Annotated in this window: 20 protein-coding genes and 1 tRNA gene; 12 read left to right on the top strand and 9 right to left on the bottom strand. The window is 61.2% G+C overall.

Going from position 1 to position 26,046, the window contains the following annotated elements; genetic code table 11:
• The first annotated feature begins 1 nt into the window (after nt 1).
• The 6 genes from V6K60_RS06200 to V6K60_RS06175 all read left to right on the top strand — a co-directional run bounded on the left by V6K60_RS06200 (nt 2) and on the right by V6K60_RS06175 (nt 7,367).
• Nucleotides 2–2,797, top strand: coding sequence for a DNA topoisomerase I (locus V6K60_RS06200; protein ID WP_332449641.1), 2,796 nt, complete (start codon nt 2–4; stop codon nt 2,795–2,797).
• A 4-nt stretch (nt 2,798–2,801) separates the two neighbouring features.
• Nucleotides 2,802–3,494 carry a phosphoglycerol geranylgeranyltransferase gene (locus V6K60_RS06195; protein ID WP_332449640.1) on the top strand — a complete coding sequence of 231 codons (693 nt, stop codon included), beginning with the start codon at nt 2,802–2,804 and terminating at the stop codon, nt 3,492–3,494.
• A 3-nt stretch (nt 3,495–3,497) separates the two neighbouring features.
• Nucleotides 3,498–4,196: an RNA methyltransferase gene (locus tag V6K60_RS06190; protein WP_332449639.1), complete on the top strand. Its 699-nt coding sequence runs from the start codon at nt 3,498–3,500 to the stop codon at nt 4,194–4,196.
• Nucleotides 4,197–4,223: 27 nt separating this feature from the next.
• Entirely contained in the window at nt 4,224–4,781 is a 558-nt protein-coding gene (gene dcd / locus V6K60_RS06185) for a dCTP deaminase (RefSeq protein WP_332449638.1), read from the top strand.
• Nucleotides 4,782–4,892: 111 nt separating this feature from the next.
• The gene (locus tag V6K60_RS06180; RefSeq protein ID WP_332449637.1) at nt 4,893–6,731 is read left to right on the top strand and encodes a threonine--tRNA ligase; all 1,839 of its coding nucleotides are present in this window, start codon (nt 4,893–4,895) and stop codon (nt 6,729–6,731) included.
• A gap of 180 nt (nt 6,732–6,911) precedes the next feature.
• The gene (locus V6K60_RS06175; protein WP_332449711.1) at nt 6,912–7,367 is read left to right on the top strand and encodes a ferritin-like domain-containing protein; all 456 of its coding nucleotides are present in this window, start codon (nt 6,912–6,914) and stop codon (nt 7,365–7,367) included.
• A 63-nt stretch (nt 7,368–7,430) separates the two neighbouring features.
• On the opposite strand, the gene V6K60_RS06170 is transcribed toward V6K60_RS06175, so the two are convergent.
• Complete coding sequence (locus tag V6K60_RS06170; RefSeq protein ID WP_332449636.1) at nt 7,431–8,612, bottom strand: cation:proton antiporter; 1,182 nt, start codon at nt 8,610–8,612, stop codon at nt 7,431–7,433.
• 212 nt (nt 8,613–8,824) lie between these two features.
• Between V6K60_RS06170 and V6K60_RS06165 the strand changes: the two genes are divergently transcribed.
• Nucleotides 8,825–10,225, top strand: a complete 1,401-nt coding sequence (locus V6K60_RS06165) for a GNAT family N-acetyltransferase (RefSeq protein ID WP_332449635.1) — start codon at nt 8,825–8,827, stop codon at nt 10,223–10,225.
• Nucleotides 10,226–10,395: 170 nt separating this feature from the next.
• Here the strand turns inward: V6K60_RS06165 and eno are convergent, their stop codons facing one another.
• The 7 genes from eno to xerA all read right to left on the bottom strand — a co-directional run bounded on the left by eno (nt 10,396) and on the right by xerA (nt 16,778).
• Entirely contained in the window at nt 10,396–11,682 is a 1,287-nt protein-coding gene (eno, locus tag V6K60_RS06160) for a phosphopyruvate hydratase (RefSeq protein WP_332449710.1), read from the bottom strand.
• Nucleotides 11,683–11,777: 95 nt separating this feature from the next.
• Nucleotides 11,778–12,173, bottom strand: coding sequence for a DUF3795 domain-containing protein (locus V6K60_RS06155; RefSeq protein WP_332449634.1), 396 nt, complete (start codon nt 12,171–12,173; stop codon nt 11,778–11,780).
• 160 nt (nt 12,174–12,333) lie between these two features.
• Nucleotides 12,334–12,406, bottom strand: a tRNA-Gln gene (locus V6K60_RS06150).
• A gap of 117 nt (nt 12,407–12,523) precedes the next feature.
• The gene (locus V6K60_RS06145; RefSeq protein WP_332449633.1) at nt 12,524–13,876 is read right to left on the bottom strand and encodes a mannose-1-phosphate guanylyltransferase/mannose-6-phosphate isomerase; all 1,353 of its coding nucleotides are present in this window, start codon (nt 13,874–13,876) and stop codon (nt 12,524–12,526) included.
• A gap of 216 nt (nt 13,877–14,092) precedes the next feature.
• Entirely contained in the window at nt 14,093–14,539 is a 447-nt protein-coding gene (locus V6K60_RS06140; RefSeq protein ID WP_332449632.1) for a tetratricopeptide repeat protein, read from the bottom strand.
• A gap of 143 nt (nt 14,540–14,682) precedes the next feature.
• On the bottom strand, nt 14,683–15,630 hold the full coding sequence (locus V6K60_RS06135; protein WP_332449631.1) for an SDR family oxidoreductase: 948 nt from the start codon (nt 15,628–15,630) through the stop codon (nt 14,683–14,685).
• A 227-nt stretch (nt 15,631–15,857) separates the two neighbouring features.
• On the bottom strand, nt 15,858–16,778 hold the full coding sequence (gene xerA, locus V6K60_RS06130; RefSeq protein WP_332449630.1) for a site-specific tyrosine recombinase/integron integrase: 921 nt from the start codon (nt 16,776–16,778) through the stop codon (nt 15,858–15,860).
• Nucleotides 16,779–18,354: 1,576 nt separating this feature from the next.
• Here xerA and V6K60_RS06125 point away from each other — a divergent pair.
• The 5 genes from V6K60_RS06125 (at nt 18,355) to V6K60_RS06105 (ending at nt 25,316) form a co-directional block, all read left to right on the top strand.
• A complete protein-coding gene (locus V6K60_RS06125) occupies nt 18,355–18,912 on the top strand; it encodes a DUF5806 family protein (RefSeq protein ID WP_332449629.1) in 558 nt (185 codons plus the stop codon).
• The gene (mobB, locus tag V6K60_RS06120; RefSeq protein ID WP_332449628.1) at nt 18,909–19,652 is read left to right on the top strand and encodes a molybdopterin-guanine dinucleotide biosynthesis protein B; all 744 of its coding nucleotides are present in this window, start codon (nt 18,909–18,911) and stop codon (nt 19,650–19,652) included. Before V6K60_RS06125 ends, mobB begins: the two co-directional genes overlap by 4 nt.
• Nucleotides 19,653–19,657: 5 nt before the next feature.
• Entirely contained in the window at nt 19,658–21,013 is a 1,356-nt protein-coding gene (gene glmM / locus V6K60_RS06115; RefSeq protein WP_332449709.1) for a phosphoglucosamine mutase, read from the top strand.
• A gap of 437 nt (nt 21,014–21,450) precedes the next feature.
• Nucleotides 21,451–25,017, top strand: a complete 3,567-nt coding sequence (locus V6K60_RS06110) for a hypothetical protein (RefSeq protein WP_332449627.1) — start codon at nt 21,451–21,453, stop codon at nt 25,015–25,017.
• The gene (locus V6K60_RS06105; protein WP_332449626.1) at nt 25,014–25,316 is read left to right on the top strand and encodes an acylphosphatase; all 303 of its coding nucleotides are present in this window, start codon (nt 25,014–25,016) and stop codon (nt 25,314–25,316) included. Before V6K60_RS06110 ends, V6K60_RS06105 begins: the two co-directional genes overlap by 4 nt.
• Here the strand turns inward: V6K60_RS06105 and cas1 are convergent.
• On the bottom strand, nt 25,282–26,046 hold a 765-nt coding region (cas1, locus tag V6K60_RS06100; protein WP_332449625.1), incomplete at its 5' end, for a CRISPR-associated endonuclease Cas1. The genes V6K60_RS06105 and cas1 overlap by 35 nt on opposite strands.

Here is a 26,046-nt window from a genome sequence, read left to right as displayed (position 1 = left end):
AGTGCATCTGATCATCGCAGAGAAGAACATATCGGCAAACCGCATCGCACAGATCCTCGCGGGCAACGAGAAGGTGAAGGCAACAAAGGATGGGAACGTATCCACCTACTCCTTTAACACGAAGACGGTGGTGGGCCTCAAAGGGCACGTGGTGGAGGTGGACTTCGAGCCCGGCTACACGAACTGGAGGAGCGAGGTCCACACCCCGCGGAGCCTCATCGATGCGGGGACCGTCAAGAAGCCGACCGAGAAGAAGATCGTCAATATCATACAGAAACTCTCGAAGAAGGCCGACCTCGTCACGATTGCCACTGACTACGACACCGAAGGAGAACTGATCGGGAAGGAGGCCTACGAGCTCGTCCGCGCGGTGAACCCTACGGTCAGGATCAACCGGGCCCGGTTCTCCGCGATAACGCCGGCGGAGATACGGTCGGCCTTTGAGAACCTGACCGACCTCGACTTCGCACTTGCGGCTGCCGGCGAGGCCCGCCAGCTGGTCGACCTGATGTGGGGCGCGTCGCTGACCCGGTTCATCAGCCTCGCCGCTCGCCGGGGCGGCACGAACATCCTCTCCGTCGGCCGGGTCCAGAGCCCGACGCTCGCCATGATCGTTGAGCGGGAGCGCGAGATCGAGAACTTCGTCCCCCAGACCTACTGGATGCTCTCGCTTGCGACCGAGAAGGACGGCGTGCCAGTGGAGGCCCGGCATACCGCCGGGCGGTTCACCGATCATGAGGCAGCCCTCGCCGCCGAGGCGGGGACGAAGGAGCCGCTCGTGGTCACGGACGTGAAAGAGGGGCAGAAGACCGACCGGGCGCCGACGCCGTTCGACACAACAACCTTCATCGTCGCGGCGAGCCGCCTGGGCCTCTCGGCGGCGAACGCGATGCGGATCGCTGAAGACCTCTACATGAACGGGTACATCTCCTACCCAAGGACCGACAACACGGTCTACCCGAAGTCCCTGAACCTGAACGGGATCCTCGATACGCTCAAGGGAGGGGTGTTCGACGCGGACGTCGCCTGGGTGCAACAAAACCGGCGACCGGTCCCGACCCGGGGCAAGAAGGAGAGCACCGATCACCCGCCGATCCACCCTGCGGGGGCAGCGACCCGCGAGGCCCTTGGCCAGGACCGGTGGAAGGTCTACGAACTCGTCGTCCGGCGGTTCCTTGCAACCCTCTCCCCCGACGCAACATGGGCGACCACCAAGTGCCTCTTCGACGCTTCGGGAGAGCCTTACACAGCCACGGGTGGCAGGCTCCTCTATGCGGGATGGCGCCGTGTCTACCCCTACTCGGAGGCGAAGGAGAACCTCCTCCCGGTCTTTGCCCCGGGTGAACGGCTGCCGATCAAGGCGGTGAACCTCGAAGAGAAGCAGACGCAACCGCCGGCGCGATTCTCCCAGAGCCGTCTCATCCAGGTGATGGAGGAACTCGGTCTCGGCACGAAGAGCACCCGGCACGAGGTGATCGGTAAACTCGTCTCCCGCCGCTACGTGGAGGGGAACCCGCTCCGCCCGACGCTCGTCGGGAGAGCCGTCATAGATGCGCTCGACAACCATGCGGAGACGATCACGGAGCCCGAGATGACCCGGACGCTTGAAGAGCATATGCAGCTCATCAAGGAGAGCCAGCGCTCCCGCGAAGATGTCGTCACCGAGTCGCGGGAGATGCTGCATAGGGTCTTTGACAAACTCGAGGAGAACGAGAAGGAGATCGGCACCGAGATCATGGAACAGACCGCGGAGGAGCACACCGTCGGGCCCTGCCCCGCCTGCGGCCACGACCTCCGGATCCGGCATATCGGCGTCTCCCAGTTCATCGGATGCACCGGCTACCCGGAGTGCCGGTTCAACATCAGCCTGCCCGGCAGCACCTGGGGCAAGGCGATCCGGATCGATGAGGTCTGCGAGAAGCATGGACTCAGCCATGTCCGCCTGATCAGGAAGGGGGCTCGCCCGTGGGACATAGGCTGTCCACTCTGCAGCCATATCGCCTCGAACGTCGAGGCGCTCCAGATGATGCCCTCGATGAACGACGACCTCATGCACCGCCTGCATGCGCACCACATCTACACGGTCTCCGAGATCGCAGGCATGCAGCCTGAAGATCTCGCGAACGCCATCGGTGCCGGGACAGACGAGGCCACAGAGCTCGCAAGAGAGGCAGAGGATGCCCTCGAGGTCCTCCGGCGCCGCTCGGAGCTCAGGAAGTTCATTAGAAAGATCGTTCCCCCGAGGAAAGGCCGGAGCCACGCAAAGATCATCAAGAGCCTCCTTGAGCAGGGGATCGGGGATATCCACGCCCTTTCGCTGGCCGAACCTGCGGCCGTGAAGAAAGCCGGGATCCCGGAGGCTACCGGGACCGAGCTCCTGGAAGCGGCTCGCGGCCTCTGCAACGAGCGCGCCCTCCGGGAGGCCGGGGTTCCCGCGGTCAGCCTGAAGAAGTACCAGGCAGGCGGCGTCGCGAGCCCCGACGACTTCTGTTACCTTCCCATCCCTTACCTCGCAAGCAAAACCGGCATTAATCCCGAGACCGTATATAAACATGTGGATATGGTCTGCGGGCACCTCGGGCGCCCCGCCCCGGCGAAGATCTCGAAGGCGAGCTTTGAACGCGGACGAAAAGAACTCCTGGAGGTCCCCGGCATCGGGGAGGCGACCGTGGACAGGCTCTACCTCGCGGGCATCTATGACGCTCGGACGCTTCGTACGGCCGACCCGGAAGAGGTCTCCTCGATCACCGGCATCCCGAAGACCAGGCTCCACGACTACATCACCCACCTGAAGTGACACCATGCACGCGAACTGGAAGACCTGGGCACACGTGACGAAACTGGACCCCGACAAACGTCTCCCGCCGGAACTCGTCGAAGATATCGTGACAAGCGGAACCGATGCCCTGATGCTCTCGGGCACGCTGAACGTGACGCAGGAGAACCTCCATGAACTCCTGGATATGGTCTCCTCCTACGGGTTACCGCTGGTCGTGGAGCCGGCAAGTCCCGACTGCGCCATATTCGACGAGATGATCGATCACCTCTTCGTGCCGAGCGTGATGAACGCAAACGACGTTCGCTGGATCGTCGGGAAGCACTACACGTGGCTCCGCCACGCGAGAAGCATCGACTGGGAGATGGTGGTGCCCGAGGCCTACATCGTCCTCAATCCGAACTCCGCCGTCGGGCGGGTGACGGGGGCGAACTGCGCGCTCTCCGGCGAGGATGTGGCCGCGTTCGTGGAAGTGGCGGACCGCTACTTCCGGTTCCCGATCGTCTACATCGAGTACAGCGGAACCTATGGCAATCCCGCGATCGTGCAGGCAGCGTCCGATGCGGTCGAGAACGCCACCCTCTACTACGGCGGCGGGATCCGCTCGGCGGAACAGGCGATGGAGATGGGCCGCATCGCCGATACAATCGTCGTGGGCAATGCGGTTTACGAGGAAGGGATCGACGTGCTCCGGGCGACGGTCCGGGCGGTACAGTGAGGCATGCCTGATGTCTCAATCGTCCTGGTAGAACCTCTCTACGATGGGAATATCGGGTTTACCGCCCGGGTGATGAAGAACTTCGGGTTCACCCAACTGGTGCTGGTCAACCCCTGCGCGCTCGGCGACGACGCTACCATGCGCGCCTCCCATGCCCGGGACGTCCTTGAGGGCGCCCGCCGGATGACGATCGAGGAGGTCTACCGGGAGTTTGACTTTATTATCGCGACGACCGGCGAGGTGAGCAAGTCGGTCTGTACCCCGATGCGAATGCCCTACTACGCGCCGGCGGAGGTCCGCGAGATCGTCGCCGATATCGACGGGACGGTCGCGGTCCTCTTCGGGCGGGAGAACTGGGGGCTTGCAAACACCGAACTCGCGCGGGCAAACCTCATCTGCACCATCCCGACCTCGGAGGTCTATCCCATCCTGAACCTCTCCCACGCGGTCGGCATCCTCTGCTACGAGCTTGCGAACCTGCCCCGCGGGACCTATCCGCTTGCGAACCCCGTCGAGATGGATTCGCTCTACCGGCACATCAGTGCCTTCCTCGACCGGATCGACCACCCGGACTTCAAGCGGGAGAACACGATGACCCTCATCCGCCGGGTGCTCGGGAGGACGAAACTGACCATCCGCGAGGCAAGCACACTTCACGGGCTGATGCGCCGGACGGAGTGGCACCTCGAAAACAAAGAATAAACTGGCTTAAAGGAGAGATCTAAGAGAATGATTCTTGTCGACTGGCAGATAGAAGATCGCATCAGGCACGGGTATATCAAGGTAGACCCCTTTGAGCCCGGCCTTATCCAGCCCAACTCCCTGGATATCAGGCTCGGTTCCCACTTTGTCTGGTACGTTCCGGGAGATACCGTGATCGACCCCTACGAAAGGGGGAGCGTCTGTTCGGAAGTTGAGGAGACGGTGGCCGACTCGATCGTTCTTGCTCCGGGGCAGTTCATCCTTGCCGAGACCCTGGAGTCGATCGCGCTTCCCGACGACGTCGTGGCAAGCATCGAGGGGAAGAGCAGCATCGCACGCCTGGGGGTCGAACTCCACCAGACGGGCGGCTGGATCGACGCAGGGTTCCGGGGGACGATAACGCTTGAGATGTGCAACGTGAACTCCCGGCCGGTCCGGGTCTATGCGGGGATGCCGATCGGGCAGCTGGTCTTCTACCGGACGGATCGTGCCGCGCGCCCCTACAACATGAAGCAGGACGCGAAGTACATGGACCAGCGGCAGGCGACCCTCTCCCGTTACCATGAGAACGCGCGCCGCGCGTGACCTCGGCCGCCGGCGGTCGGGCAAAACCACACTTCCCGCCGCCTCTCCAGAAGAGCATTATGCACTATATAGCAGGAAAACAGATATTGAACGATTCAACTGGGGATACCAATGCGACTTCTTCTAATCCACTCTGATCATATCGAATACGAAGCCCGGAAGAAGACAAAGGTCGCCGAAGAGGACGCCGTCCAGAAAGACGCCCTCGATGAGGCGCTCGCCGTCTTCTGCGCGGTCGAGTCTGTCGACGAGGAGAACATCGAGGATGCCGTCAGGCAGGCGGCAGAGGAGATCGTCACCACGGCGCGGCAGCTCGGCACTACCAATATCATGATCTACCCCTATGCCCACCTCTCCTCCGACCTTGCATCGCCGGAGTCGGCAGTGATCGCTCTGAAGGGCATCGAAGAGACCCTCACCGGGGAGGGTGGCTTTGTGGTGAAACGGGCGCCGTTCGGCTGGTACAAGGCCTTCTCGCTCTCCTGCAAGGGCCACCCCCTCTCGGAACTCTCCCGGACGATCGTGCCGGGCGATGGAGCAGCAGCCACACCGAAGAAGGAGATCCAGCACGAGTTCTTCGTCTTCACCCCTGAAGGGGAGCGTAAAGACGCGGCCGACTACGTGAAGGAGAATACGCCCTTCGCCTCCCTGATCAAGAAAGAGCTCGGGTATCCGGGGCAGGAAGGAGTCGAGCCGATCCACGTGGACCTGATGCGCGCAAAGGAACTCGTGGAATACGAGCCGCGCTCGGACGTCGGGAACCTCCGCTGGATGCCCCGGGGCAAACTCATCCGGGACCTCCTCGGGGATTATGTCCTTGCACGGGTGCTCGACTACGGCGGGATGCCGGTGGAGACCCCGGTGATGTACGACCTCGCCGATGCGTCGATCTCGGAACACGCCGCCAAGTTCGGGGAACGGCAGTACCGGTTCAAGAGCGGCAACCGCGATATGATGCTCCGGTTCGCGGCGTGTTTCGGCATGTTCTGCACCATGCATGATATGCACATCTCGCCGAACACCCTCCCGCTGAAACTCTACGAGCTCTCGACCTACTCGTTCCGGCACGAGCAGAAGGGCGAGGTGATCGGGTTGAAGCGCCTCCGCGCCTTCACGATGCCCGATATGCACACCCTCTGCCGTGACGTTGACGATGCGCTTGCGTCGTTCGAGGAGCAACTTGCGATGGGCTGGAAGAGCGGCGAGGACCTCGAGACCCCGCTCGTAGGGGTCTTCCGGTGCACCCGGGACTTCTTTGACCAGTACGAACCCTGGGTGAAGCAGCTTGTTGCGAAGTCGGGCGTCCCGATGCTGATCGAGATCCTCTCGGAGCGGACGCACTACTGGATAGCAAAGGCCGACCTCGCGGCGATCGATGCACAGGGAAGACCGATCGAGAACCCGACGGTCCAGATCGACGTCGAGAGCGCGGACCGGTTCGACATCAAGTATTACACCCCGGAGGGGACGGAGATCCACCCCCCGATCCTCCATTGCTCGCCAACGGGCTCGATCGAGCGGGTGATCTGTGCGATGCTCGAGGGGACCGCGGCAATGGAGGTCCCCTCGTTCCCGACCTGGCTCGCCCCGACCCAGGTCAGGCTTGTGCCGGTGGCAGAGCGACACGTCTGCTTCGGCGAGGAGATCGGTGCTCGCCTGAAGGCAGCCGGGATCCGGGTGGATCTCGATGACCGGGACGAGAGCGTGAACAAGAAGGTCCGCGAGGCCGGGATGGACTGGGTGCCCTACGTCGCGGTGATCGGCGACCAGGAGGCCGAGACCGGCCGGCTCACGGTCACCGTCAGGAGACTCTCGGAGAAGAAGAAGCCGTACAAGGAGACGATGAGCGAGAGCGAACTCATCCAGGCAGTGAAGATCGAGACCGCCGGGAAACCCTTCCGCCCGCTCTACACCCCGAGGCTCCTCTCGAAGAAGCCACGGTTCATCTAATCTTTTTTTCATGCGGCGGCTCCGGACCCTCGAACCCGGCAAAGTCCCCGCCGGTTATGTGATCTCCCGATCCTTTGCCTTGAGCAAGAAGAAGTGCGGGATCCAGCCGGCGCAATACCCGGGTCCGGCCCAGCAAGGTTTAAGAGCACCGGGTGCTACTCCCCATCGGTGCATGAAGCCATGGACATCGAAGAGTACCGCTCTATCATATTAAACGCCATCGAGAAGGAGATCGAATCCTACACCTTCTACCGCACGGTCAGGGAGAAGGTCAAGGATGAGAACTTAAAGAGCCTCTTCAACGAACTTGCCGGGGAAGAGAGCAACCACAGAAGGACCCTGGAGGGCTTTCTTACAAAAGAGCCCGGGAAACTCGGGTTCGACACGAAGCGCGACTACAAGGTCACCGATACCCTGGAGGTCCCACCGCTCTCGGCCGACTTAAAGCCGCTCGACGGCCTTGTTATCGCGATCAGGAATGAACTCGACGCGATGCAGATGTATACCCAGCTTGCGGGCCTGAGCGTTGACCCGGAGCAGATAGAACTGTTCGAGAGCCTCGCCTCGATGGAGCGCGGCCACAAGGCGCGCCTCGAGGACATCTATACCAACATGGCGTTTCCGGAAGCCTGGTGAGGACCAGGTGCGCCGGGAGGCGAGAAGACTATTTTAAAAGGGTGCGGGGGATCTTCCCCCGCATCACTCCGGGGTGCAGTATGCGCCCTTGAAGAACCAGTTCCGGTAGACGATCGGGGTGATGAGGGTGGTCAGCAGACTCATCAGGATACAGGCCACAAAGATGCCCTGGTCGATGAATCCGGCATTCAGCCCGATCAGCGCGATGATCATCGTCACCTCTCCCCGCGCCGCCATCCCGAACCCGACGATGAGGGAGTCCTCTCGGCACATCCCCATCAACCGGGCAGGGAGACCGCATCCGACGATCTTGGTGACGAGAGCGACCACAGTCAGCGCCGCAACGAAGAGAGCGATCTCAGCGGTGAGTGCGCGGATGTCGACCAGGACACCAAGCGATATGAAGAAGATCGAGGCGAAGACGACCTCGAAGTATTCGGCGCCCAGTTTGACGCTCCTGCTCTGCCGAAGTTCGACATCGCTGAAGGCAATTCCAGCAAGGAACGCCCCGATGATCCCCGATAGACCGATGAGATCGGCGACCAATGCGTAGAGGAACGCCAGCATCAGGGCAAAGATGAAGACAAACCCGGGGTACTGCCGCGCCAGGGGAGACGCATCCATCCGCTGGATGAGCTTTCGTACGAAGAGGACCCCGACCGTACCGGCCACGGCGACAAAGGCCAGAGCTATGGCGACCGTCTGGGCGGCCCCTCCTATCGAGACATCTCCGGCCACCAGATCCAGGGTGAGGGAGAGTGCGAGTAAGGAGAGGATATCGTCGATGACCGCTGCGCCGATGATCGCCTTCGCTGCCTCGGTCTGGAGCATGCCGATCTCCTTGAGGACATTCGCGGTGATGGCGGTGCTCGTCGCGGTCAGCGCCGTGCCGACGAAGACTGCGGTGGCAAAGTCGAACCCGAAGAGGATGGTGACGGCGTAACCGCCTACCCACGGAACGACCACGCCAAAGAACGATATGACGCCGTTACGAAGTGTGAGGATATCCTTGAGATTAAACTCGAACCCGATGGCAAAGAGGAGGATGATCGCCCCCATGTGGGCCAGAGCTGCGACAAAGTCCGTGTAGGTGATCAGACCGAGCACGCTCGGTCCGACCAGAATCCCCACAAGGATGGCCCCGACCGTCGCCGACTGGTTGATCCTGGATGCCAGGAGGTAGCCGGCGAGCGCCAGGAAGAGGAGGAGGCTCACCTGGAGTTCGATAGATAGTGCACTTTCCATTGTTACCTATGATCTGGAGAGAAGGCTTTAAGAAATGTGTGCAACGCGCGGGAGTTGCAGGGCGGCAGCGGGAGAACAACGGCAGCATCCCGCCGGGGTTGTTCACCCTCACCGCTTCAGGAATGCACTCCATACTGCAAAAATAACCTGCTTTCAAGAGCCATCATGAATACGCCACCTTCAAGACCTCTCACCGCAAACCTCCACCACAGATGGAACAGCAGGTACAGGTGACCATCCAGAGCGATCCGGCTTTCATCGGTGTTGTTCGGTTGGCAGTCTCCCGAATGGCATCCCTTGCCGGTCTTCCCGCCGGCACGATCGAGCAACTCACCCTCGGCGTCGAGGAGGCGGTGCTCTGGATCATCGACCACGCCTTTCCGCCGGATATGGAGGGCGAGATCACGCTCACCTGCTCGATCGCCGCCGACCGGTTCGAGGCACGGATCGTCGAACACGGGATCCCCTTCGACCCGGAGATATCTCCAGTGGTACTGCCCCGGTGTCGTGCGGTCATGGATGAGATCGTCTTTACCAACAGGGGCTGGGCCGGGAAGGAGACCCTGCTGGCGAAGGATTGTAGAGCGCTCCCGCATTCCTCCCGCTCCCCGGTGCCGCCCGCATCCCCTGGATCCGTGCTGATCCGCCCGACCCTGCCCGATGAGGCGGTTGAGATCTCACGGTGCGCTTACTTCAGCTACGGCTACTCCTACGGCTACGAGCAGGTCTACCATCCGGACGTGCTCAAAGCCCTGATCCGATCGGGTGACCTCATCTCGTTCGTCGCGGTCGACGGGAATACCGTGGTCGGCCATGCCGGGCTCCTCTTCTACGATGACCCCGGCGTAGCCGAGATCGCGCTCGGGTTCGTGAACCCGCCCTATCGGAGCCGGCGGGTCTTCTCGGACCTGATGGCAACCGTCGTTACCGAGGCCAAACGCCGGCACCAGACAGCACTCTCCGGACAGGCGGTCTGTACTCACCTTTACTCGCAGCGGTCGGCCCGGGCCTTTGGGATGGGCGAGTGCGCCCTCCTCCTCTCGCGTTACACCCCGCTCCGGTTCACCGGGATAGCGGGCGAAAACCAGGTCAGGGAGAGCATCCTTGGGGTCTTCCGCTACCTCTCACCGCCGGAGCATCCGGTTCTCTACCCACCAGAGCAGCATGCCGGCATAATACAAGAGATCTACGATGACCTGGGCGTGCACCCGCCCTTCGGCATCGGCGATGCGCCGGCCAACCAGCCGGAGAAGAGCGAATACTCTATCACCATCGAAGAGGTCTACCGGACGGCTCAGATTCGTATCCGGTTTATCGGCACCGATCTCATCCCCCGGCTCAGGCGCGAACTCGGCCGCCTCCGTGCCGGACGTCTCGAGGCCGTCTACATCCACCTCCCGCTCACCGCTCCGGCAACCGCTGCTGTAGTGGGCGCGATCGAGACCCTCGGCTTCTTCTTTGCCGGACTGCACCTCACCTCCACCGGCGAGGATCTCCTCACCCTCCAGTACCTGAACAACCAGATCCTGGACTACGACACAATCATGGTGGCATCCCCCAACGCCGACCGGCTGAAGGGGTATATCAGGGAGCGGGACCCCTGGCAGGAGTGAAGGATGCCTCCCGGCACACCCCCTGCCACCGGCAAGAGCGGCAGCAGAGGACGGTCTCAGTACGAAGACTCCTCTTCCCGAAGGGGGTGATTCGCGCGTAGCGGGTCAGTTCCGCCCCGTGAGCCACGGAGCCATACGTCCCCCCGGTTTACGATCCGACCGACGCCATCCTACCGGACAAACCCGCTCCTCCCGGCATACCGGGCCGTATCTCCGGCCGCCTCCTCGATCCTGATGAGTTGATTGTACTTCTCCACCCGCTCCCCCCGGGCCGGGGCCCCGGTCTTGAGGTGGCCCGTCTGCATGGCGACAGTGAAATCGGCGATGAACGTATCGACGGTCTCGCCGCTCCGGTGGGAGACCATCGCACCCCAGTTTTGCTGCTGTGCCAGGCGCACCGCGGCGATCGTCTCGGTCACCGTCCCGATCTGGTTGGGCTTGATCAGGACGGCGTTGGCAACTCCCTTCCGGATACCCTGATCGATTCGATCGACGTTCGTGACGAAGAGGTCGTCGCCGACGAGTTCCACCTTATCACCAAGCGCCCCGGTCAACAGGCGCCAGCCGTCCCAGTCGTCCTCGGCAAGGCCATCCTCGATGACGATGATCGGGTATGCCATGGCAAGGTCGCGGTACCGGTCCACCATCTCGGCAGCGGTCAGGGTCAGCCCCTCGGTCCGGAGGTTGTAGACGCCGCCCGAGTAAAACGCGCTCGATGCCGGGTCGAGGGCGATCCCGATCTCTCTCTCGGGCGCATACCCGGCACGCTCGATCGCCTCCACGATCAGGTCGAGCGGCTCGGTGTTCGTGGAGACTGCGGGGGCAAACCCGCCTTCGTCGCCGACACCGGTCGTGTAACCCTGCGCTTTGAGAATATCTTTGAGCGCATGGTAGGTCTCGCTCCCCCATCGGACCGCTTCCGCAATGCTCGGAGCGCCGTAGGGAGCGATCATGTACTCCTGGAAATCCGGCCCCTGCCAGCCGGCATGAACTCCACCGTTGAGGATGTTCATCATCGGTACGGGAAGGAGCGGCTTTAACGGGTCTCCCAGGTACTCCCAGAGCCAGAGACCCTCCGCGGCGGCGGCCGCACGAGCGACGGCCATAGAGACCGCAAGCGTGGCGTTGGCGCCGAGGTTGCGCTTGTTCGGGGTTCCGTCCAGCAGGGAGAGAGACTCGTCCACCGCCGCCTGATCGCGGGCGTCCATGCCCTGCAGGGTAACAGCGATCTCGCCGTTGATTCGGGCGACGGGTCGCTGCACCCCTTTTCCGCCGTAACGGTCCTTTACGCCGTCCCGGAGCTCGATGGCTTCGTGCTTCCCGGTCGATGCGCCGGAGGGAGTCGCGGCACGCCCGGACGCCCCGCAGGCGAGCGTGACATCCGCTTCGATGGTCGGGTTCCCCCTTGAATCCAGTATCTCGCGGGCATGGATGGATTGTATCCTCGTATCGGTCATGTTCGGTGGCACCGGAGGGCGGATGATATCGAGCGCAAAAAAGGTATCGATGGCACCGGGCTCATCCGGGCAGCGGTGCGGGTGATGCTCCCTCATCACCATGTCAGACCACAATACAGGCAGCGATCCCTGTGCATGCTGAGGATATGTCCGCACTGCGGGCACGTCCAGCGGACCTTCTCCTGTTCGACGAACTCCACGGCTCCCCGATCCCGTATCCTGCACAGGTTGTCGAGCACGCTCGTTCGGTATTTTGCGTAGCGCCTGTCCAGGCGTTTCAGCCGCGTGCAGGGATACCCGGCACAGTCGTAGCAGTACTCACCCTTACGATCTTCGCACTGCCGGATCCTGCACCGGGCGCAATACGCGTTCAGGCTGCCGGCATCATCCGTCCGGCAGCCCGGGCATCTGTTCCTCTCCCGGAGGTAGCCGATGCAGAGCCCGCAGTTTATGCCGCAGGGGGCGATCAGGAGAGGAGAGAGAGGGGTCATTCTCGTATGCTCGCCGTGGGCCGAAAAGTCCTTTCCGGTTTCGCCGCCGAACAAGATGAGGGCGACTGCGAGGTACTCATGTGTATCATCTTATGTGAATGGACAACAATCCCGGGTAGAACATAGCGAAGTGGCGTGGGTATCGAACTCCACGTCCTGATACCCCCGGGCGGATTCGAACCGCCGTCGCCGGATCCAAAGTCCTGCATGATTGACCACTACACTACGGGGGTACGAGAAACAAGTCTAAACCACCGATGCCTCCGGTATCGGCTCCTATATTCTATGTATCGCGGGATTATATCGGTTTGGTCGCGGGCAGACGGGGGGAAGGAGGGGCCTCCGGCCGCTCACGCCCGCTCGAAGTCGTCCTCGAACCGGACGATGTCGTCCTCGCCGGTATACTCCCCGATCTGCACCTCGATCAGTTCGAGGGGGAGGAGGCCGGGATTCGCGAGCCGGTGGACCGTTCCTGCCGGCACAAACGTGGACTCACCGTTCCGGAGGAGGGAGGTTGCGTCGCCGATCGTCACCTCGGCGCACCCGGTGACGACCACCCAGTGCTCGGAGCGGTGGTGGTGCATCTGCAGCGAGAGGCGGCGCTTCGGGGGGACGGTGACCCGCTTGATCTTGTAGGCCCGTCCCTCCTCGAGGTTCGTGTAGGAGCCCCAGGGCCGGTGGACCTGCGTGTGGAAGAGCGCACGGGAGTCCCCTTTCTCACGGAGAAGTTTGGCTATATCACCGACCCGCTGGGCCCCGTCCCGTGCGGCGACGAGGATCGCGTCCTTCGTCTCGACGATGGCAAGATCGTGAACGCCGACGGTGGCGACCAATCGGTCGGCGATGATCAGGTTCTCGGAGGAGTCAATCCCGATATGCTCGCCCTTGACCGCGTTGCCGTTTTCGTTCTTTGGCAGGGCGGCATAGAGAGCATCGAAGTTCCCCACATCGTTCCAGTCAGCCTCAAGCGGCACGACCGCCGCCCTCCTGGTCCTCTCCATGATCCCGTAGTCGATGGAGAGGGCAGGGACTGCCCCATAGGCCTCCCCGAGGGGGTGCTCGAACGCCCGGGCTACCTCAGGTGCGCACGTCTCGCATTCGGAGAGAAAGAGGCCTGCATCAAAGCAGAACATCCCGGAGTTCCAGAGGTAGCCTTCGGCGACATACTTTTCGGCGGTTGCAAGGTCAGGCTTCTCCACGAAGGCGTCAACGAGCGAACCATCCGGCAGGGGCTCGCCCGGGCAGATGTAGCCGTAGCCGGTATGGGGCGAGGTCGGCCGCACCCCGAAGACCACCAGGTAGTCCTTTGCCAGCTGCTCCGCCCGGCGGAAGGCCTCATGGAACGCCCCGGTCGCGGCGATCAGGTGATCCGAGGGCAGCACCGCGATCGTGTCGGACCCGTCTTCCCGGGTGACCTCCCGGACACCGTAGTAGATCGCTGGCAGGGTGTTCCTGCCCACCGGCTCCACGAGAACCCGGCAGTCGCACCCGATGGCGGCGAGCTGGTCCCGGACCAGGAACTTGTGGTCCTCGTTGGTGACGATGGCGATCTCCTGTGGCGAGGAGAAGAGAAGTGACCGCTTCACGGTCTTCTGGAAGAGAGACTCCTCGTCGACCAGCGGGATGAACTGTTTTGGGTAGTGTTCCCGTGAGAGCGGGAAGAGACGGGTGCCGCTCCCGCCTGCAAGTATGAGCGTCTTCATGGATCGACTCCGTGCCCGGAGAAGGGCAAGATGTATACTCTATTGCGAGAAGGGGGATAAAAACGTAAGGTCTTGAGGAGACCGACCGGGCCGAAACCCCTCGGGCGCTCTCACACAGCCCACCCATATCGCACCCGGCAGTGTATCGGCGGAGACCCGGGTTCACGGATGCCTGCCGGCCTGCCCCGGCAGAGCCCGAAGACTGGGCACCCCGGCTCAGGCCCGGGTCATCGTTGAATTTCCGGGATAGAGTGCTCGCGCCTGCGGGTCGAGGTCTTCTGCGACCGCAAGGACCCGTTCAGCGTCCAGGTACTTCCCGAGCCTGCCGAGCACCATGCCGTAGGTGACCCAGGCGAAGATGCACGACCGGTCTATCGCGAGCGCCTTCTTGCAGGCAAGCACCGCCTCCTGGGGCCGATTGAGCCGGGTGAGGATCACGGCCCGGTTGTTCCAGGCGTAGACGTCCTCGTTATCATAGAGGATCGCCGCACTGAATGCAGCGAGCGCCTCTTCATAGCGTCCCTGCCGTTCGAGTGCCACGCCCCTGTTGTTCAGGACCGTCGGTTCGTGCGGGCGCTTCACAACTGCATCGTTGTACGCCCTTGACGCATCGTTGTCGCCGTCGCCCTTACGGGGGATCTCCGGTGTAATCAGTTGGGGCATACATATCACCTCGCCCCCCTACTGGCGAAGTGAAGATATATATGTTCCTGCCGTTGCTGCATCCGGACCGGAGGCAATTCGAGATCGGCCCGCAGGTGTTCCGGCGACCCTCGATGCACCGGGCGAGGAAGGTATGGACCTCTTCACCGGTGTATCGAGGATCTGCCGCCCCGGAACCACGCCGAGGTCTCGCGAAGTCCCTCATCAAGGGAATAGATGGGGGAGAAGTCGAAGGTTTCCCGGGCCCGGGATATGTCGGCAAGCGAGTCACGCACATCCCCGGTTCTCGGGGGTTCGTATATCGGCCGGTGGTGTATGCCGGTGATCGCCGATAGATTCCCAGCGAGTTCGTTGAGACTGATCCGACGGCCTCCGGCAATGTTGTAGACGCCGGAGGCACCGCTCTCCATCGCTTTGATGTTTGCCTGCACCACGTCGGCGACGAAGATGAAGTCCCGGGTCTGCTCTCCGTCGCCGTAGATGATCGGCGGCTTTCCGTCGAGGAGACGGGTGATGAACTTCGGGATCACCGCTGCATACTCGGAGTTCGGGTCCTGCCGGGGGCCAAAGACGTTGAAGTAGCGCAAGAATATTGTCCGAATGCCGTAGAGGTCCGAGAAGACCTTTCCGTAGTACTCGCCCGCGAGCTTTGAGGCCGCGTAAGGAGAGAGCGGGGTCGGTGCCATCGTCTCGAGTTTGGGGAACACCGGGTCGTCACCATAGATCGCCGAGGTGGAGGCCGCCACAACCGCCGGGACGCCGCACTCTTTTGCGGCCCAGAGGACGTTCACGCTCCCGCCCACGTTCACGGCGTTGGTCTCGAGGGGGTCTTTTACGGAGCGAGGAACCGAGGCGATGGCGGCCTGGTGAAAGATGCCGTCCGCCCCGGCACAGGCATCGATGAGCAGGCTAAGGTCGGTGACGCTCCCTTCGATGAACGTCACCCGGGGGAGGCTTGCGAGATACTCAACGTTCTCGTGCCGCCCGGTGGAGAGGTCGTCGATGATCACGACGTCGTGGTCGTCGCGTGCCAGTCGCGCTGCAAGGTTGGACCCGATGAACCCTGCCCCGCCTGTGACGATGTAACGCATACCCGTACCGTTGGCCCTCCAGTGACTTGAGCATTCTGGAGGAGGTCCCGGGCAGGCAGGAACGAGAGTTAAGAGAAAAGACCGTTAACCGGGTCCAGAGCAAAGCACCCGGGTTAGAGTTCGGGTTGAGGAGTCCTGCAGGCGGCTGGCAGGGAGGCTGTGCCCCGGGGAACCCCGTAACCAATATAGCACCATATGGTTTATCGAGGCCGTCCGATCAGGGGGATTCACTCACCCTTCTTCCCGTTCGAGAGCGGGAAATACTGCTGATAGACGCTTCTACGCTCATCAAGGTCCGTATGCAGGTAGATCTCGGTCGTCTTGATGGAGGAGTGCCCCAGGTTCTCCTGTACGACGCGAAGGTTCTTCGACCGCCGGTAGAGCTCGCTCGCGTAAGAATGCCGAATTTTATGCGGCGTAATTCCCGCAGGGGCGTATTGCTTGAAGAGATGCTGGACGGTTCGCGGAGAGATATGGTTGCCCTGCTGGCCGAGAAAGAGCGGCCCCTGAATGGCATTCCCAATGAACCCGTTGATATCATCGAGCGTCTCTTCATCGACAAAGACGGTCCGGATCTTGTCGCCTTTCCCCTTCACCCGGATTGTCTGCTCCTCGAAATCAATATCCTCGACATTTATCGCGCAAAGTTCAGAAACACGGACACCCGTGGCGTAAATGAGGCGAACGATCAACCGGTCACGCTCACTTTCGATAGTGTTGATCAGGCGGATCACCTGACTGTGTTTGAGATATTTCAGTTCCTGATTCTTGATCCGGGGCCGTTCCACCCCGAGCATGGGGTTCGCGACCACGGCCCCCTGCGCATAGAGGTAACGATAGAACGAGGAGAGCGTCGAGATCATTCGATGGAGAGTCTTTGGCTTGTAGTCCCGCGCCTCCGAGAGGAACGAGAAGTAATCAGTGACCAGAGCAGCGGAAACATTGACATCCGCATCCAGAGGAGCGTTTTCGAATGCGGCATCATCGATCGAAACCCCCTCCGGGCCCGGGTGTTCCCGAAGCCAGGCATACCGGGCGAACCGCTGGATGGCCTGTTCGTATTTTTTGATCGTCCGGGGCGAGTAATTCCGCATCCGGAGGTAGCCGTTGAAGCGATCCAGCCACTCTGAAAAAGACGTTTTCTCCATCGTATAATCAATAGAATACCTGAGTATATCACAATTGCGGTAAATGCCTATTCCCCGCAATAATTTGAACACCCCGGATCCCCCGCAAGACCCCTCCACCAGACCGCCAGCCACGATCGCACAGGCCTGCGCCGGCAGACATGCTTCACGGGGCCTGACCGCAAGAGCCAGGTCAGGAGGACTACCGGAGCCAGGTAATGCGGCCGGCGTGACCACCACCCCCAGGAGAACGGCTCCAATCAAAGCCGTGCCGCAACTGCCCGGGTAAACCGGGATTTCCGGCGAATCGAGTCCGAACCCGCCCATCAAGAAAATACCATTCCCAAAAAAGCATCAGGAACCCAGGAGGGGAGACAACTCGTATTTTAGCCCTAAAAAAGGATATTTCCGGTGATGCAGGAGGTACTGCGGTTAGGAGGTATAATGGGCTGCTCTCCCCGGGTGGACGGGGAGAGCAGACCCTATTGAATACGTCCCCCGCTGAGCATATGAACCCCCCACCGCGCGGGGCGAAAGTGGACGATCCAGGAGCATCATCTTACCGACAGACTCTCCAGGATCGGCCCATATATAAATGACCCTCACAGAGCGCCGTAGGCCCCAGATCAAACACACAGCCACATCTAACTATCATGAAGATGGCAATCAGGGCTTATAGAGGCAATATGAGGGTTCAAAAAACCCGAATGGCCGACCAGAGGGGGGACCCGACGAACTGGCCCAGCACCCCAATACAGGCCACCCATCCGAAGAATAGGACAGAGTTATTGGGGATCGGACCCACGCCGCCTCTTGAGCGCCCCCCCGTAAGGGCTTAGGCCCAATTGAGCATCGCAGAGCTGAAAGCCGGACAACGAAACCGCTTCCACACCCATACACACCAGGCTTGCCCCCCCCGCGTCTTCCCACGAGAGGCAGACGTATCAGAGGTCTTCAGCCCCCCACCCGCCGATTTGAACGAATCGGCGCACTGCGGAGCCGATTGCGGTCGCACCGCCAGTATTCATGCTCCAGCTCTCGAAACCCCACGGTTTCCTGAACTCCGTTCGCTCCTGGCGGGGCTCGTGCCCTGGTTCGGAGCGCGACGGGCCGAAGGGCAAGAGCGTGAGCACGAAGATGCGAAGAACCACCGCGTTCCCCCGGAACGTCATTCTGCAAACCGCCGCACGTTCCGGCAGTCGCAAATCGCACCCCGCACCTCCGGTGTTCGAACTCCGTTCCCGATGGAGCGTCGCACCCGTCGACCCATTGCACTTATCCAGCCTGCTCCACCACGCCAGACCCCCGAAGGCCAGATCCTGGATGAGAAGTCCGCAACAAACGCCCCAATTGGGCCAGGGCCCGAACGGAAAGGACCTCGATCCCAACCCGACATCGTGATCAAAAGGGCAGACATAAACCACAGGATGCTATACATAATAGAGGCAGGGTAACCATGACGCCTGCCGGAGCACACAGCCGCCCGGGCATCTCGCGTCACACCTCCATCCCGCTCAATTGCCAGAACGGCTGGATTACCGTCGAGTTGCCCGACCAACACTATTGAAATACCAAAACAGACAAGAGGGTATGCAAAATGGAAGATCCTGCTGACCTGAAAGACCCAAACAAGTATCAGAAATTCAAGAAAGTAGACGGTGCCACCTACCTGCGGGTCAACCAGTTTCTGCGCAAACACACCCACATCACCGCCCGCGAGTGGGCGATTGCACGCCTCTGCGCAGACTTCAAGACCACCAGCGGCTCAGAGATGACGTTCATCGGCGAGAACCTCCCCGAACTCTGCCCCTTCATGGTCGACACCTACACTCCACAGGCAGTCAACCAGGCAAGGAGCTCGTTCAAGAAGAAGGTGAAGAAAGCAGGAGCCACATTCTTCTACGGGGCCATGTGCGGTTTTTTTACTGCAGAAGAACTCGACGAGATCCTCTTTGAGGCGAGCGAGGTCGCCCGGTTCCTGCTCGAGGTGGAAGGAACGAGCCTGAACCTCGACGACGAGATCGACGTTGAGGACCGGATCACCGAGGTGATGCGAGGCGTGGCTGAGGCGGCGTCGGTCGTCTTGAAGTCCAGGCCCGGCCAGGAAGGGAGCGAAGAGGGCCCGGTAGAAGAGAAGGAGGATGAGGATATATGAAGATCATTCAGATCGTCGGCCGCTCGAACGCCGGGAAGACCACGTTCATAAAGGGCCTGATCGGGGCGCTCTCCGCACACGGGACCGTGGGGGCGGTCAAGCACCTGGGACACCACGGCTTTTTGCTCGAACCCGGAAAGGACACCACCGTATACTATGAATCACATGCTGCTATATCCGGAGGTGTCGATGAAGAGAAGTCGGTCCTCGCCAGGCGCGAGAACGACCTCGACTCCACCCTGGAGACCCTCTGCAACGCCGGGATCGAGTACGCCATACTCGAGGGGTTCAAGTCCCGGCTGTTCCCGCGGGTCGTGATAGGCGACCTCGATAGCGAGAACATCGTGCTCCGGAACCCTTCGGTCGATGAAGTGATCGCTGCACTTCCAAAGTTCGAGGACTACTACACCGTCGAGGGGCTGGTCCGGGAGTTGCGGCGCGAGTGCGGCGTCTCACGTGCCGGAGCCGTCCTCACGTTCAGAGAACCGACCGATCCCGGGCGGACCGGATCTCCGGATCGTGACGAGACCACTGACGCCCTGGCGGCGAGCATCCAGAGAGAACTGGAAAAAACCTCCGGGATCATCGGCGCACGGGTCTACCACCGGAGAGGACGGCTCTATCCCGGTGAAGGTATAACCTATATTGCTATACTTGCAGAACACGGCGAGGGAGCGTTCGCCGCCGCCAGCAGCGCTATCGCCCGGCTGAAACGGGAATTACTCAAAGAGGAGATGTGATGGAGATGCAGAAAGGAAAACGGATGTTTGGAACGAATGGCGTGCGGGGCGTGGTCGGGGAGGAGATGACACCGGCCCTCGTCCTCAAGATCGGCGCCGCACTCGGATCGATGAGGAAGGGCACCATAGCGGTCGGCAGGGATACCCGGACGTCCGGCGAAGCCCTGGCCCACGCCCTCAAGGCCGGGCTCCTGATGACCGGGTGCGACGTGGTGGACATGGGCATCCTCCCCACGCCGGCCCTGCAATATATCATAAAGGCCAACCGGTTCGACGGCGGCGCGATGATCACCGCATCCCATAATCCCCCTGAGTACAACGGCGTGAAGATCATCGAGGCCGACGGCACCGAGATGTCCGATGACGAGACCATCCGGCTCGAGGACAGGTTCTTCGCCGGTGAATTCAACGCGGCATCCTGGGACAGGGTCGGTGCGGAGACAGTCGCACCCGACCGGATCGAGGAGTACATTCAGGCCGTCGTCGGGCACTTCCCGCCGGGCATCGGCGAGGGCATGACCGTCGTCGTCGACCCCGGCTCCGGCCCCGCGGCGCTCACCACCCCGATCATCCTCTCGAGAATGGGCTGCCGGGTCCACACCATCAACGCCCGGCTCGACGGCACCTTCCCGGGCCGGATGCCCGAGCCGACCCCGGAAGGGCTGCAGCCCCTCTCGGAGATGGTCGTCGCCACGGGTGCCGCGTTCGGGGTCGCACATGACGGCGACGCCGACCGGGCGGTCTTTGTTGATAACAAAGGATGCTATATAGAAGAGAACTACGAGTTCGGTCTCGTCGAGGACTACGTCTGCAGCAGAAACCCCGGCGGACTCGTTGTCACCCCGGTTGCCACTTCCCGGTTGATCCGGGAGATCGCAGAGCGGCACGGGTGCACCGTCGATTATACTCCTGTAGGGAGCATCTATGTCGCGAGAAGGATGATCGAGTTGATGGGCGAGGGGAAGAAGGTCTCCTTCGGGGGCGAAGGGAACGGGGGCCTGATCTACGCCGACCACCAGTTCTGCCGGGACGGAGGCATGACCGCCGCCATGATGGTGGCGGTTCTCGCGAGCCACAACGGCAGAAAACTCTCGGAGATCCGTGACGGGCTCCCTGCATACCACCTGGTCAAAGAGAAGCGCCATGTCCGGGACCCGGCCACATTGGTCCACGCCGTCGAAGAGGCATTCTCGGGAGAGACCGTCGAGAAGATCGACGGCATCAAGATCGTCAGGGATAATGTCTGGGCCCTGGTGCGGGCGTCGGGCACGGAACCGATGGTCAGGATCATGATCGAGTCAAAGGATCCGGCCGTCGCGGAGGCCATGTACCAGGAGATCATGCAGGTTGTGACCGGTTAAATGGGCGCTCCGGGCCGAAGGTGCGACTGCCGGAACGTGCGACGGTTCGGAGCGCGACGGGCCGAAGGGCCGGAGCTTGAGAAGACCGGAGGTCTTCGAGCGGCGATGGCCCGGAGGGTGCGAAGGGCCGGAGTTTGAGCACCCACCGAAGGTGCGAGTTGCGACGGGATGAAGGGGCGAGCGACCAGGCAGGTATAATAACCCCCTACCTCCTTCTGACCCCTCACAGATGGGATCAAACCCTCTAAGCGACTTCATTTTCGGGGTTGTAAGAGACCCCTGACGCCCACCATATCCCCATGGTTTTGAGGAATATCCCCAATATTATTGAGGAACTCCATGATACTCATAGAAATAGATTCCAGGAGGGTTGGGCAATCTATATATATGATAATGGATATCCATGATGCAGGACCCACTGAAGAGCGCTGATAAAAATGGATGGAAAGCCACAGATAAAACAGAAGATCACCTCCGCAATCTCTTCAGGCGATCTGCGTGAGGTTGAAAAGGTTGTACTGGACATATCAGAGACCCAGACGAGAAAAGAGAAGAAATCGCTCTATGAGCAGATGAACGCCGCCCTGATAAAGACGGCATTCGACGAGAATCAACCGGAACTCCTGAGCCAGCTCGCCCTCCCAACAAAAGAAGAAGTATTCACTCTTGCCCGGCGTGCTGCAGACTTTTACAGCCAGAATAAGGATGAACGATGGTTCCGCGCAATATTCACTCTGGTGGACAAACTTGACCGCAAAAGCCACCAGTCCGATCTCCTCGCCGGAATCTCCCGCGACCTCGTCGAGATCGGGGTAGATACCGGGGACATCCACTATATCGAGAAAGGTGGGGAAGCCTTCGATAAGATCAGCATCCGCAAATACCGCTCAGCGATCCTCTCCGAGATCGTCCCGCTCTTCATCCAGTACGGGCAGAAACACCGAAATATCGATATCATGCAGAATGCCCTCCAGGTCCTCACCGAGATCGGTGATATATCACGACAGTCACAGCTCCATGCCGACGTGGCCAGAGCGATCGCCGGCTCCGGCATCGAGTCCGGCAACATCAACCTGGTGATCAGCGGTCTTTTGAGCGCCACCGAGATCAACCAGAAGATCCGGCGCACCAACTCGATCGCCGAGATCGTGGACGCCACGTGGAAGTCGTCGTTGAAGAAAGAGATCTCCGACATAGAACAGATCATCGACTCACTCTCGGGCATCCCGGAGGAACGGCTCACCGAAGTCCTCGCAATCCTGACCGAACAGCTCCTCGACCGCCAGCGTGACAAGAAACAGGTCTACGCCAAACTGCTCAGGCTCGACGATGAGAAACCATGGGCAGGCCAGACCCTCGTCCTCGAACTCCTGAAAAAGGCAGAACGGAGCGGCGATCGATGGTTCCTCGAAAAAGCGTTCGAGTTCAATGCCCGGGGCGTCATGGAGACACAGCTCCCGATCGAGGAGATCGTCCTCTCCGGGATCGCAGTCGTTGAGAAGACCGGCAACCCGACCATCCTCCTTGACATCGCACCGATGATAGATGAGTCCTGCGACGCGGCAAAGGCAACGCACCTCTACCGGCAGATCACTGACGCACTCTCCCGGATGGGCGATTTCTACCACGCGATCGAGGTCATGAAGAAGGTCACCAGCAGCACCCAGAGGATCAATGCCCAATTTTTCGATACCAGTGTCCGCCTGATCAAGGAGGGTGTCCGGCGTGACGAGATCGATCTCGTCCGCGCGAACATCCTCACCGCACTGGATATCGATATCGTCGACTCGCTGGTACACCAGGCGGTGACCGACTTCTGCAAGGAGTACGACTTTGACGAGGTCGTCAGGCACATACCAGCAATAAAGGAGATTGCCAGAACACACCGCGCACAGGACACCCTGCTCCTCGAGTGCAACACCATCCTGATCGGGCGTGGGTTCGTCCACCAGAATGACTCGTCGGCCCTCGTCGACCTGGTGAGCCAGATCGGAGAACAGGCCCTGCGCGAGCAGGCAGTCTCAACCATCGCCGTCGAGATGGCGCGGATCGGCGTCGTCAGGAAGGATCGGGATCTCCTCCGGCATGCAACCGCGCTGACCTGCGAGATCATGGACCAGCAGGCACGGGCCGAGGCACTGGGCGGTATCGTGGACCAGGCAGCGGTACTCGCTGTCGAGGACGGCGACCTTGACCTTCTCCACGGGATGCGGGTCCTCTCCACATCCCTGCTGGACCGGGACCACTCGCTCTTTGCGATGGGCAAGGTCCTCCACGGCCTGATCATGTACGGGATCGAACAACTCTCGCTTCAGGCCCTGGATGAAGCGGCTCAGATCCTCTCGCAGATCACCGACCCGTCCCTGCACCGGCAGCTGGTCGATCCTCTCATCGAGGGGTACGTCCGGGTCGGGAGCCTGCAGGCAGCCGACCAGCTCTCCCGGGGAAAGGTCAGGATCTTCGACGGCATGATGGAGCCGTTCGAGATCGCGCTCAACCTCCTCCAGACCAGCACACCGCGCGAGGAGATCTCGATCAAGATAGCAAGTTACGTCGACATCATGCTCGAGTACACACAGGTCAACGCAAGCCCGATCTTTGCCGTCCCGATGAGTCTCTTCACCCTGGAGATCGAGGGGGAGTATGAACGAACCGCCATGATCCAGCGGATCCTCACCTTCTTCACCAGTTACACGAAGGAGTTCGACTCAGCCGATCCCTACGAGGTGATGGCGTACCTGCTCGAGAGCATCGAGGGAGCGCCCGCGTCACCCCCGGTCCTCGAGTTGATGTACCGTCTCTTCGAGCATACCGGCGACGTCTACGCACGCTACTCCGGGATGTACCGGATCGTGAGCGCTTACTCGGTCCTCGGCAACGAGAAGCGGGCCGAGGAGATCATCAGACAACTCCACGAGACCATCGGCACCATCTCCGAGCCGTCGATCCGCGTGATCATGCTCTCCGACCTTGCCGGGCTCATGGGCGGGATCGACCACAGTGCAGCAAGGAATTACCTTACCGAGGCGCAGGAGATGCTTGATTACGTCGGATCGGAGCGGGAGGCGTTCTCCAGAAAGAACCTGATCTACGCCGCAAAAAGCCTCAACGCTATTAACCGGCAGGAGGAGGATGTCGACTGGGCTATCGGGCAGGTCGGCAAGATCCAGGATCCGGTCGAGTACGTAGACGCACTCGCTGCAGTCTTTGATATGGTCGCCGAGCCTGCACAGAGGAAAGAGATCCTCTCGGCCATGTGCCATACCGTGGTGAGCATTCCCTCGCCTTACATCCGGCTCTCGATGCTCTTCGATGTAGCCCAGTTCGCCGAGACCTACGGTGACGAAAGGGAGATCGACGAACTGCTCGACGGCATGGAGAGCACGGCCGGGAACATCCAGATCCCGTTCATCACCTCCATGACACGGCAGCGGATGGCCCAGATGCTCTTCTCGTTGTACCGGAAGAGCGGGAAACCGGCTGTCCGGCAGCGGGCTATCGATGCCGTCTCTACGATCGACGACGATCGGATCCGGTACGGCCTGATGGTCCAGCTCGAGCAGGCGATGCCCCAATCCTGGAAAAGCACGGTCTATGGCAAGATCCTTGATTGTCGCGACAAAATCCGGAGCGGCGATTACACCACAAAGGACATGGTGACGCTCGACCGGGCGATACGGGCAGCACCCGATCGGGCAAAACGGGCAACCTACTACACCGAGTTCTACCTCATCGCGAGGAACGCGGGACAGCATGAACTTTCGGATCGGATGCTCCTTTGCGCCCTCGAAGAGGCCCGGATCATCCGGCCGCTCTCACGGCGGGCCTTTGCGCTCGGTGACATGGCATGCCGGATCTACGCGGAGCGCTACGAAGATCGGTCGAGGGAGGTCCTCGACATGGCCGTGAGCGAGGCGCTTAACATCCGCGACTCGACGGTCCGGGACGAGGTCTACGACGAGCTGGATATGTCCATGCGGCTTGTCCAGGAGCACTGGCTGTGAAGACGATCGAGATCGGGATCTCGGGAAGGGTCCAGGGTGTCGGGTTTCGGGCATGTATCAAAAGAATTGCCACGAACCTCGGTGTCGGCGGTGAGGCGATGAACCTTCCCGACGGGAGGGTGATCATCACTGCAACCGGCGAGCCGGTCATCCTTGATAAATTCATCTCCATGCTGTATGGGTGCCCCCGGGTCGTCATCCGGGACCTCTCCCAGAAGGAGGTCCCCTTTGTCGCCTACCCGGAGTTCACCATCCAGCGGGCACTCACCAGTACAGCACGTGGAACTCGGCGTTCGTGAGGAGGGCGTCCCGCAGGATATGCACCTGCTCGTTGATGCGGGACTGGTCGATGGAGTCGCGGAGCGCCGCGACCAGACGGGCAGAGAAGTTCCCGTCAAGGTAGCATCTCTTTTCACCGCGTTCATAATCCCCCTCCGAGACCTCGTCCCTGGCAAACCGGAGGACCGTGCGGTCCACCATCGTCGCTTTCTGCGATTCGATGAGGTCGTAGACAAGGCTCCCGGCCCCCTCGTGGAGCATGCCGAGGTCGGGGTCGAGATGGGCGCCGATCAGGGAGACGCAACAGTTGCCGTAGAGCATCGCATACCCGAGTGAGAACATGGCATTGACGGGATCGAGGTAAGGGCGGCTCGTTCTGCGCCGGAATCCAAGTTCCGGCGGGAGCGTGCGGGAGACAATCTCGTAGTACATATCGGTGGTCAGGCGGGAGAGTCTCCGCAGCTCCTCCATGGTGACCGAGACGGCCAGCTCCTCACGGGCCTGGTGGAGAAAGTCGAGCTCTCCCGTGTAGAAGATATCCCGTCCGGTATGGCCGTAGCATTCCTCGAGGAGGAGGAGCCTCGACTGGAGGCCGGCCGTTGCAATCGGCTGTGCAAACCGGTGGGGAGCGGCCCGTTCCTGGGCAAGGCGGACCGCCTCGTCCGGCCGGTAGCCATAGGGGGTGAGGCGCCCGATGGGTGTCCCGTCGATATCGAAGAAGGTGATGACAGCGCCGGCTTTGAGAAGGTT

This window comes from Methanoculleus sp., assembly GCF_036677455.1.
Lineage (GTDB): Archaea > Halobacteriota > Methanomicrobia > Methanomicrobiales > Methanoculleaceae > Methanoculleus.
The sequence above is the reverse complement of the archived record's forward strand: the minus strand, read 5'-3'. Positions and strand labels throughout refer to the sequence as shown.

Coding starts and splice junctions, on each gene's coding strand:
- dcd (WP_332449638.1), top strand. CDS start 4,224: ATGATTCTTGTCGACTGGCAGATAGAAGATCGCATCAGGCACGGGTAT.
- V6K60_RS06145 (WP_332449633.1), bottom strand. CDS start 13,876: ATGAAGACGCTCATACTTGCAGGCGGGAGCGGCACCCGTCTCTTCCCG.
- xerA (WP_332449630.1), bottom strand. CDS start 16,778: ATGGAGAAAACGTCTTTTTCAGAGTGGCTGGATCGCTTCAACGGCTAC.
- V6K60_RS06135 (WP_332449631.1), bottom strand. CDS start 15,630: ATGCGTTACATCGTCACAGGCGGGGCAGGGTTCATCGGGTCCAACCTT.
- V6K60_RS06110 (WP_332449627.1), top strand. CDS start 21,451: ATGGATGGAAAGCCACAGATAAAACAGAAGATCACCTCCGCAATCTCT.
- V6K60_RS06190 (WP_332449639.1), top strand. CDS start 3,498: ATGCCTGATGTCTCAATCGTCCTGGTAGAACCTCTCTACGATGGGAAT.
- V6K60_RS06195 (WP_332449640.1), top strand. CDS start 2,802: ATGCACGCGAACTGGAAGACCTGGGCACACGTGACGAAACTGGACCCC.
- V6K60_RS06125 (WP_332449629.1), top strand. CDS start 18,355: ATGGAAGATCCTGCTGACCTGAAAGACCCAAACAAGTATCAGAAATTC.
- V6K60_RS06180 (WP_332449637.1), top strand. CDS start 4,893: ATGCGACTTCTTCTAATCCACTCTGATCATATCGAATACGAAGCCCGG.
- eno (WP_332449710.1), bottom strand. CDS start 11,682: ATGACCGATACGAGGATACAATCCATCCATGCCCGCGAGATACTGGAT.
- V6K60_RS06170 (WP_332449636.1), bottom strand. CDS start 8,612: ATGGAAAGTGCACTATCTATCGAACTCCAGGTGAGCCTCCTCCTCTTC.
- V6K60_RS06155 (WP_332449634.1), bottom strand. CDS start 12,173: ATGACCCCTCTCTCTCCTCTCCTGATCGCCCCCTGCGGCATAAACTGC.
- mobB (WP_332449628.1), top strand. CDS start 18,909: ATGAAGATCATTCAGATCGTCGGCCGCTCGAACGCCGGGAAGACCACG.
- V6K60_RS06175 (WP_332449711.1), top strand. CDS start 6,912: ATGGACATCGAAGAGTACCGCTCTATCATATTAAACGCCATCGAGAAG.
- glmM (WP_332449709.1), top strand. CDS start 19,658: ATGCAGAAAGGAAAACGGATGTTTGGAACGAATGGCGTGCGGGGCGTG.
- V6K60_RS06165 (WP_332449635.1), top strand. CDS start 8,825: ATGGAACAGCAGGTACAGGTGACCATCCAGAGCGATCCGGCTTTCATC.
- V6K60_RS06140 (WP_332449632.1), bottom strand. CDS start 14,539: ATGCCCCAACTGATTACACCGGAGATCCCCCGTAAGGGCGACGGCGAC.